The 8,484-nt window shown below is 69.6% G+C and carries 8 protein-coding genes; 4 read left to right on the forward strand and 4 right to left on the reverse strand.

The features are described from left to right. Positions 1-58 precede the first annotated feature (58 nt). The 3 genes from MAY35_RS12145 to MAY35_RS12155 all read right to left on the reverse strand — a co-directional run bounded on the left by MAY35_RS12145 (position 59) and on the right by MAY35_RS12155 (position 1,528). Complete coding sequence (locus MAY35_RS12145) at positions 59-385, reverse strand: hypothetical protein (protein ID WP_238421540.1); 327 nt, start codon at positions 383-385, stop codon at positions 59-61. A 144-nt stretch (positions 386-529) separates the two neighbouring features. Then, the gene (locus MAY35_RS12150) at positions 530-1,069 is read right to left on the reverse strand and encodes an RNA polymerase sigma factor (protein WP_238421541.1); all 540 of its coding nucleotides are present in this window, start codon (positions 1,067-1,069) and stop codon (positions 530-532) included. A 96-nt stretch (positions 1,070-1,165) separates the two neighbouring features. Beyond that, the gene (locus MAY35_RS12155) at positions 1,166-1,528 is read right to left on the reverse strand and encodes a hypothetical protein (protein WP_238421542.1); all 363 of its coding nucleotides are present in this window, start codon (positions 1,526-1,528) and stop codon (positions 1,166-1,168) included. A 275-nt stretch (positions 1,529-1,803) separates the two neighbouring features. Between MAY35_RS12155 and MAY35_RS12160 the strand changes: the two genes are divergently transcribed. The 4 genes from MAY35_RS12160 (at position 1,804) to MAY35_RS12175 (ending at position 7,650) form a co-directional block, all read left to right on the forward strand. Beyond that, a complete protein-coding gene (locus tag MAY35_RS12160; RefSeq protein ID WP_238421543.1) occupies positions 1,804-3,201 on the forward strand; it encodes a dynamin family protein in 1,398 nt (465 codons plus the stop codon). Next, positions 3,198-5,039, forward strand: a complete 1,842-nt coding sequence (locus tag MAY35_RS12165; RefSeq protein ID WP_238421544.1) for a dynamin family protein — start codon at positions 3,198-3,200, stop codon at positions 5,037-5,039. Before MAY35_RS12160 ends, MAY35_RS12165 begins: the two co-directional genes overlap by 4 nt. A 45-nt stretch (positions 5,040-5,084) precedes the next feature. After that, complete coding sequence (locus tag MAY35_RS12170; RefSeq protein WP_238421545.1) at positions 5,085-6,854, forward strand: Hsp70 family protein; 1,770 nt, start codon at positions 5,085-5,087, stop codon at positions 6,852-6,854. A gap of 136 nt (positions 6,855-6,990) precedes the next feature. Beyond that, positions 6,991-7,650 (forward strand): universal stress protein, encoded by a 660-nt coding sequence (locus MAY35_RS12175; protein ID WP_281063132.1) that lies wholly within the window; start codon positions 6,991-6,993, stop codon positions 7,648-7,650. Positions 7,651-7,679: 29 nt separating this feature from the next. On the opposite strand, the gene MAY35_RS12180 is transcribed toward MAY35_RS12175, so the two are convergent. After that, complete coding sequence (locus MAY35_RS12180) at positions 7,680-8,240, reverse strand: hypothetical protein (RefSeq protein WP_238421546.1); 561 nt, start codon at positions 8,238-8,240, stop codon at positions 7,680-7,682. Positions 8,241-8,484 lie beyond the last annotated feature (244 nt).

An 8,484-nucleotide genomic window follows, 5' to 3' on the forward strand; every position in this document is an offset into this window, starting at 1 on the left:
GTTTTATAGCCCGAAGCCGCGGTGACCGCGGCTTCGGGCTATGGATGTGCGGGTGGGGTCAGACGGCGTCGCCGCCGTCGATGCTGCCGAAGTCGCCGACCTCGACGTTGCCCTCGTCGTCGACGGCGGTGTCGAAGGTGCCGTCGGCATCGGTGTCGGCGACGGCGATGTCGGTGTACCCGTCGGCGTCGGTGTCGGCTTCGATGATGTCGATCTCGCCGTCGGCGTTGGTGTCGTAGGCGATGGAGTCGGCCTGGCCGTCGCCGTCGGTGTCGAGGACGGCGTCGGTGGTGCCGTCGCCGTCGACGTCGGTGAGTGCGGCGTCGACGATGCCGTCGCCATCGGTGTCGACGAGAACGGCGTCGGCGGGGATCTCGGTGCTCATGGTGGGGTCCTTTCGGGAGAGGGTGCCGGGGGCGGCGTGTGCGGTTCTGGTTATTTGGAGTCGAGCGTGCCGGGGTTTGTTCCCGTCCGTTCCGAAGTCGCGGTGAGGTCATTCACCCGGGCGACGACCACGGTCGGGACGCGACTATCGAAGGTCTGCAAGCAATTCGGACAAGATGGACCGCGCGCGCGAGATCCGGCTGCGCACGGTCTGCAGCCCGATGCCCTGCGCCTCGGCGATCTCGGAGTAGCTGAGTTCGCCGTACACGCGCAGCACGAAGGTCGCCCGGTAGGCGTCGGGTACCTGCGCCAGGGCCTCGGCGACCCGGTCGGACACGACGACCTGCGCGGCGACGTCCAGGTTGCTCATCGGGTCGTGATCGGCGATGTCGTCGGTGTCGGATCGCTTGCGGATGCGTGCGAGAGCGGCATTCGAACCGATGCGGTACAGCCATGTCGACAGTTGCGCGTCACCACGGAAACCGCCGATGGCCCGCCACGCCGCGACCAATGCGTCCTGCATGGCGTCTTCGGCGTCGGGCTGGTTGCCGGTGATGCGTAAGCAGATGGCCCACAGACGATCCCGATGTTGCTCGACGAGGGTGGTGAACGCGGCCTGGTCGCCGGCGCGAGCACGCTCGAGCAGGTCTGCGCCGGAGGAGGATTCGTCGATCAACGAATGCACCCGCTCATCGTAGGGCGGGGGTTCGGGAGGGTCAGCCCGTCGTCGGATCCGATGCGCCTCGGGTGTCGAAAGTCCTGGTGGTGGGGGCGAAACGGCTCAGAAATCGTCATCGGGCGTCGTCTCCTCGAACGACACCTCGTCGGTGACATCGTCGTCGGCCCCGAAGATGTCGGCGCCGAAGATGCCAGCGTCCTCGATGGTGCCGTCGTCGATGGGGGAGTCGTCGACACCGTCGACACCGTCGACACCGTCGACACCGTCGACCCCGGCGACCCCCTCGAGATCCCCACCGAACTCCTCGTCGAGCGGGTCCGGCCCGGCTGCTGCGGTGAGATCGGTCGGGAGATCGTACGACGGGTCGAAGGCCGTCTCGACTGCGGAATCCCATGCGGCGTCGGGGACCGCCAGGTCACCCGGCGGGTCGTTGTCGCGCAACCAGTCGTCGAAGTCGTCGGTCATGATCGTCCGCCTCTCGTGGCGTCGGGGTGGTTCGCACCCGGGCCATTCCGGACCGGGTCATCAAGGACAGGTTCATCAAGGACAGGGTCATTCAGAACAGGGTCATTCAGAACAGGGACGCGCGGGTGGTCGACACGGATACTGTCATCCGGTCGACTGCCGTGGCGTCGACGAAGGTGGAGAATTCCCGTCACGTACCTAGGAGTCGCGGCGAACCCGGAATGTTCCCGCCGGGTCCGAGAAAGTTGCGGGAGGGCGATCGCGTGGAGCAACGCATGACGGTGCGGCGGCGCGTGGAGCAGTTGCTCGCCGACGTCGCGCCGCTGTCGTCCGACCCCGCGATCATCGACGCGCTCCGCGGTCAGATGGCCCAACCGCTGACCGTCGCGCTCGTCGGGCGTGTCAGCTCCGGCAAGTCGACGCTGCTCAACGCCCTCGTCGGCGACCGCGTCGCTCCCACCGATCGCGCCGAGTGCACCCGGGTCGCCGCCCTGTACACCGAGGGCACCCCGCAACGGGTGGAGGTCGTCGGACTCGACGGGACCGTCACCGAACTGCCGGGACCGATGCGCGGCGACCTCGGACGCCCACCCGAGGAGATCGACCACGCGATCGTCCACACCCCGTCGCGCCTGCTTCGTGAGCGTTTCCAGGTCATCGACACCCCGGGCCTGTCGGGATTCACCGACACCGCGGAGACGGCCACCCGTCGAGTGTTCGGCCGGACCGGCACGGGGCGGGACGGCCGACTGCCCCGCCCCGACGTCATCTTGTTCCTGCTCGACGACGCCGCCGGACCCAAGGCCGACGAGGTGGAGTTCCTGACCGGCTCCGGGGCGTCGGCGCAGAACACCATCCTGGTGATCTCGCAGGCCGACCTCATCGCCGCCGACAATCCGATGCTCAAGGCGCAGGAGATCGCTCGCCGGGTGTGGCGTCGGTTCCCGGCGATCGCGGGGGCGGTGGTCGCGGTGTCGGGGTTGATGGCCGAGGCGGGTGTCTGCGGGGTCACCGAACGCGAGACCGCACAGATCTCGCGGCGCGGACAGCTCGAACCGTGGGAGCTGCTGACCATCCTCGACGGTGGGGCGCCCGCGCCGCCGGGCGTCGACGTCGACGAGCTCGGTCGGCTCGAGGATCTCGTCGGCACCTATGCCCTGGATGCCGGCGCCGAGGTCGCCCGGCAGGGGGCGCGGGCGTATTGCGATTGGCTGCATCGGGTTTCGGGCATCGACGAGCTACGGCTCGCCATCGGTCGGCGCTTTCTCGCGGTGGGTGATGTCCTCAAGGCGCGCACCGTACTCGCCGAACTGCGCGACGCGGCCTACCGGAGTGTGCGACGTGAGCACTTCCTGGAGGCCATCGAGGAGGCCGAGACGTCTCCGCCGCTGCACCGGCTCCGTGAGGTCGGCGCGCTCGAGGCCCTCGCCCGCTGGCAACCGGACAGCGACCTGGTCGGCGAACTGAATCGGGTGGTGGCGAGTCGAGATGTGCGCGTGCTGTTGTCGCTGCCGCCGAACGTCGCGCCCGCCCAGATCGTCGACGCCGCACGCGCTCGTGCCGCCGACTGCCGTTCCCGACGGGCCTTCGCCGCGACCTCGGCGGAACGAGAGGCCCTGCTGGTGCTCGAACAGACCTTCCAGCTGGTGCGACGCGGAGCGTGGACCTCATGACGGACAAACTGTCGAAGGAACCGGCCAAGGCCGCGACGCCCACCCCCGACGCGGTGTTGCGCACCGCGGTGGAGATGTTGCGCAAACACGGTGAGGACGCCATCGCCGACCGTGCGCTCCGCGTCCGCGAGAGCCCGGCGCCGCAGGGCACGGTCGTGGTCATCGGAGAGGTCAGTCGAGGCAAGAGTTCACTCGTCAACACGCTCGTCGGGGTGAGTGGGCTGGCACCTGTCGACACCGAGATCACGACGTCGGTCTACGTGCGGTTCACCCCCGCCACCGATGACCTGCCGGCCGGAACCGCCCTCGTCGAATTCCCCGGCGCCACGCACCGCATCCCCGCCACCGAACTCGCCGACTGGGTCACCGTCGGCGGCCGGTTCGCGGCCGGGGTTCCCGCGGAGCGGCTCGCACCGGGCACGCCGGTCGATTCCGTTCTGGTGCCGCCGGTCTCGGCGCGCGTGGGAGTGGCGTCGCCGCTGTTGCCGGGTGTCACGGTCGTCGACACCCCGGGGGTCGGCTCACTGGTCCCCGAACACGTCGAAGCCGCGGTGAGCGCGGCCCGCGGGGCGTCGGTCCTGGTGATGGTGTGCGACGCGACGGCGCCCCTGAGCGCACCGGAACTCGACTTCTTGCGCAGCGTCGGCGAGGAGATCGCTTCCGTGGTCCTCGTCGTCACCAAGACCGATCTGGTGATGCGGCAGTGGCGGACGGTCGTGGCCGAGAACCGACAACTGATCGGCGCCAACGCACCTCGCTTCGCGCACATCCCGATCATCGGCGTCTCCAACCGCATCGCCGAACAGGCCGGCGCCATCGACGACCCCGACCGCCGGCAGCGTGCCCTCGCCGCGTCGGGCATCCCCGAACTCGTCGACGCCCTGACCCCCCTCGTGCGCGAGGGGGCGGCCTCGCCGGTACGCAACGCGCTGCAGTTGACCTTCGCCGGACTCGACGACGTCCGCGCGCGACTCGTTCTGGAGATGAAGGCCTCGACCGCCACCCCTGCCGAACGCGCCGACATCGAAGCCGAACGAGATCGGTTGCAACGCCTCAAGGATCGCCGCCGGGAATGGCGGGCGCGCCTCACCCAGGACATCACGGCGGCGTCGTTGCGAACCGACGACCTCATGCGAGATCGGTTCGATAGCTTGCTCGGCCAGTGGTCGACGCGGATCGACAGACTCCGCTTCTACGAGCCGCACCGCGCGGGTCAGGAACTCATCGCGCAGATGACCGTCGACCTCGAGGCGGCCGCGAGGGAGGTGAGTGCGTCGTTCGTGGCCGGCATCGAGCGGATCGCCGACGCGCTGTTCGCCGACGCCGCGATCTCGTCGGAACTCGTCGACCGTATCGCAGGCGGCGCCGGTGACCTGAAACTGCGTGAGCAGGAGAAGATCTCGCCGTGGAAGAACATGGTCGACCCCATCCTGCTGTCCATCGTCGCCGCGGGTGGCCCGCTGGCCATCATCCCCGTGGTCAACGTGGTGGCCGTGCCCGTCTGGGCCGGTGTCGTCGTCGGATTCCGCGCGTCGAAGGTGGGCAAGGAGAACCACCGGAAGTGGCTCACCAAGGCGGTCAACGACATGAAGGCCGACGTACGGTCGCAGCTGCAGTCGATCAAGGCCCAGGCCAGTGGCGACCTGCAGATCGCCTACGACGAGTTGCTCGAGCGTCTGCTGGCCGAATCGACGAAGATCGTGAACGACGCCGTGGCCGAGTCGAAGAAGTCAGCCGCCGAGCGGGAGAAGACGGCCGCCGACCTGCGGAACCAGATCATCGCGGTCGACAATGTCCGCAAGGCCGTCGCTCGGATTCTCCGGGCGCCCACCGGATGAACACGCGTTTGATGTGCGACGATCTGCAGCTGAGGAGGTGACCGCGTGACACAGGAGAGCAGACGGCGACTGTGTATCGACTTCGGCACCAGTAACACCGCGGCCGCGTACCGCATCGGGGTGGGCGAGCCGGTGATCGTCCCGCTGGGTCCGAGCGGCCCGGCCATGCCCTCGGCCGTGTTCGCCGACGACAGGGCCATCGTCGTCGGCCACGATGCGGTGGTCCGGCGCCTGCAAGCTCCCGACGCCTTCGAGGACACCCCGAAGTCGCGCATCGACGACGGGGAGATCGAACTGGGCGACCGGTTCTGGCCCGTCGAGGATCTCATCGGGGCCGTCCTGCGCCACGTGCACCGGGTCGCGTTGCGGCACAGCGGGTCCGTCGGCTTCGACTCGATCGTCCTGACCCACCCGGACCGGTGGAGCGAACGCCGCAAGGGGGTGCTGCGACGTGCCGCCGAACGTGCGGGATTCGGTGCCGACCGGCTCCGCCTGGCCTCCGAATCGCTCGCCGCGGCCTGGTATTACGTCTACCGCGGGCACGACGTCAGCGGTGACGAACGCATGTGTGTGTTCGACTTCGGAGCGGGCACGTGCGACGTCGCGGTGCTCGTCCGCGACGGTGGCGGCGGCTTCACCGTGACCGGTTCGGGCGGCGACAACCACCTCGGCGGACGGGATCTCGATGCCCGGATGATCCGCTGGGTGCACGACGAGGCCGCCGAGCTCGATCCCGACCTTCCCCGGCAACTGCGCACACCGGCGGCGGCCATCGCGCTGGCCGACCATGTGCGGGCGGCCAAGGAAGCACTGTCCGACACCGCACAGGCCGTCATCGAACTGCCCGGAACCCGACACACCCTTCTCCTGACGAGGCGCGAATTCGAGTCCATGATCGGGCCCTTCGTCGACCGGGCCGTCGAGCTGACACGGGACGCCATCGCCCGCGCCGATGCGGCCGGATCGGGGCCGACGGGTGCGGTCACCGTCTATGTGACCGGCGGGACGAGCAGCATCCCGCTGTTGCAGTCGGCGTTGTCGTCAGTCGGTCGCGTCGCCCGGATCGGCGATCCCAAGGTGGTCGTCGCGCAGGGCGGTCTCCTGCGATCCACCAACGTCGTACCCGGCGGGGACGTCGAGACGGCAAGTGCCGAGACGACGGCGCGACGGATCGCGTTCCCGGCGTTGCCCGCGGGCGCGGTCGTCTCGGGTGTCGCGGCGCGCAGCGGGCAGGTCGTCGGCGCGGGCGAGCCACTGGCCACCGTCGAGTCCTCGGCGGGACGGGTCACGATCGATGCGCCGGTCGCCGGCACGGTACACGGATTGGACCTGCGTGCGGGCGTCGTCGCACAGCCCGGTGTGGTCTTCGCGGCCATCGGTCCCGTCGACCTCCGCCCCGACCAGTGGCCCCGACTCCACCGCGAGCCGGCGGTGGTCTCACCGGTGCAGCCCCGGTACACCGCTCCGGCGGCGCACACCCCGGTCCCGCCGCACACCCCGGCGCCGCAGCAGCCCTACCTCGCGCACCCCCAGCCGGGACCACTTCCTCCCGCGGCCGTTCCCGCTGCTGCGCAACCGTTTTCGGAGGGAAGCGCGCCGGAGAAGGTCAATGCCTACGGGTTGGCGGGTCTCGTGGTGGGGATCCTCGGTTTCCCGTTGTGCCTCGGCACGATCATCGGTCTGGTGCTGACGGTCGTGGGGATCACCCGCGCCGGTGGCCGCCGCGACGCCCTCACCACGACGGCCCTCGTCATCAACATCCTGGGCGCCGTCGCCTGGGTGGCGTTCGTCATCTGGGCGGTCGTCAGCGGCTGAGGAGTTCGTGCCGGGACCTTCGGCACTCGGCCGGTGACGTCCGGCCCCATGCCTTTTCGTCGCCGCCGCGGTGACGATGGGGGTGCTGCGCCATCCAGAAATGGCGACACCGAAGAGAACGACCTTGGAGGCCGCGATGATCGGCTCATCGACAGATCCCTCCGCACCAATCGTGGCCGCGGTGGACGGTGAGATCGTCCTCGGGTCGCCTGCGCTGGCGCTACGGCATGCGTCGGCGCAGGCGCACATGCTGGTCGTCGGCCGGCGGGGACTCGGGGGTGTACGGGGATTGCTCCTCGGCTCGGTGAGCACCGATGCTGCGGCGAACGCGCAGTGTCCTGTCGTGCTGGTCGGGGGTCCGGCGCCGGACACGGGTCCGGTGGTCGTGGGGGTCGACGGCTCGCCGACGTCTCACGCCGCGATCGCTCATGCGTTTCGTCAAGCCGATCCGCTGGGCACGTCGCTGCTGGCGGTGCACAGCTTCGGGGGGTTCTCGGGCGCCGCATTCCACGGCCAGGGGCAGCAGGTCATCCGACAGTTGCGCGACGAGGCCGAGGCCATGCTGGGTGAACAGCTCGCCGGTCACGCGGAGGACTTTCCCGACGTGCGGGTCGAGAAGCGAGTGGCGATCGGTGCACCGGCAGCCGACATCGCCGACGCCGCGGAGTCGGCGCGACTCGTCGTCCTCGGGACCCGGGGGCGCGGCGGCTTCCGAGGACTGCTGCTGGGTTCGGTCAGTCAAGCGGTCGTCCAGGTGGCGCCATGTCCGGTGATGGTCGTGCAGAACGAACTCTGAACGCGAACCCCGGGTCCGGCGGAGTTCGGTCAGTGATGGCTGCCGACGTCGAGGTCGCGCCACGCGGCGTCCCAACGCCGGGAGCGGTGACGATCAGCGGCGGCGCGGACGAGTGCACTCGCGCCCCACCAGCCGAGCGCCACGAGCATCGCCACGGCGGCTCCGGCGACGATGCCTTCGACCACCGCGTCGGCGTTGGTGAGCGGAGGCGGAACCACCGCCCCGGCGTCGTCGATCCAGACGATCCGGACCCGGCCGGGCGAGTCGAGGCGGTCCGCGGGGACCGTCGCGGTGAGTCGGCGACCGTCGGGGCCCTTCCACGCCACCGTGGTGTCGTCGCCCTCCCTCTCGGGTGCGCGGACCACCGTCGTGCTGACCGAATGCCGCGGACTCTGCTCGGCGGCCGCGGCCCGGTGGGCGGCATAGGTGTCACCGCCGACGGTCAGGGCCACCATCAAACCGGCGAGTGCGGCCAGCGAAAGTGCCGACAGCACGGTGGTTTCCAACCGATCTCCGGCCCGGACGAGACCGTTCGACGAGGCATGCATGAATCGCCAGCTGTGTAGCTCACGGGCGAGGAACCTCAGCATGTCCGCCTCCTGATGTCCGGTGAGGTGGTCCGCAAGACGTGATGCCGCCACCTACATGGTCGGTGCAGACGGGGCTTCGAAGACAGGGCCTTTGGTCCTCGCCCCTGTCGGATCCGAGGTGTCGCCGAGCTCGCCGACATCCCGGACGGACCAATTTCAGTCGTTCGACTCACATGTGATCGAGGATCGACGTATCCTCAGCCTTGCGCCGGGAACCGACACCGCGCGGGGGGTGTCGGGGCGC

This window comes from Gordonia sp. 'Campus', from assembly GCF_022206305.1.
Classification (GTDB): domain Bacteria; phylum Actinomycetota; class Actinomycetes; order Mycobacteriales; family Mycobacteriaceae; genus Gordonia.

What these genes read in the sequence shown, in the direction of transcription:
- MAY35_RS12155 (WP_238421542.1), bottom strand. Translation starts at nt 1,528, where the DNA reads ATGACCGACGACTTCGACGACTGGTTGCGCGACAACGACCCGCCGGGT.
- MAY35_RS12180 (WP_238421546.1), bottom strand. Translation starts at nt 8,240, where the DNA reads ATGCTGAGGTTCCTCGCCCGTGAGCTACACAGCTGGCGATTCATGCAT.
- MAY35_RS12175 (WP_281063132.1), top strand. Translation starts at nt 6,991, where the DNA reads ATGATCGGCTCATCGACAGATCCCTCCGCACCAATCGTGGCCGCGGTG.
- MAY35_RS12145 (WP_238421540.1), bottom strand. Translation starts at nt 385, where the DNA reads ATGAGCACCGAGATCCCCGCCGACGCCGTTCTCGTCGACACCGATGGC.
- MAY35_RS12165 (WP_238421544.1), top strand. Translation starts at nt 3,198, where the DNA reads ATGACGGACAAACTGTCGAAGGAACCGGCCAAGGCCGCGACGCCCACC.
- MAY35_RS12160 (WP_238421543.1), top strand. Translation starts at nt 1,804, where the DNA reads ATGACGGTGCGGCGGCGCGTGGAGCAGTTGCTCGCCGACGTCGCGCCG.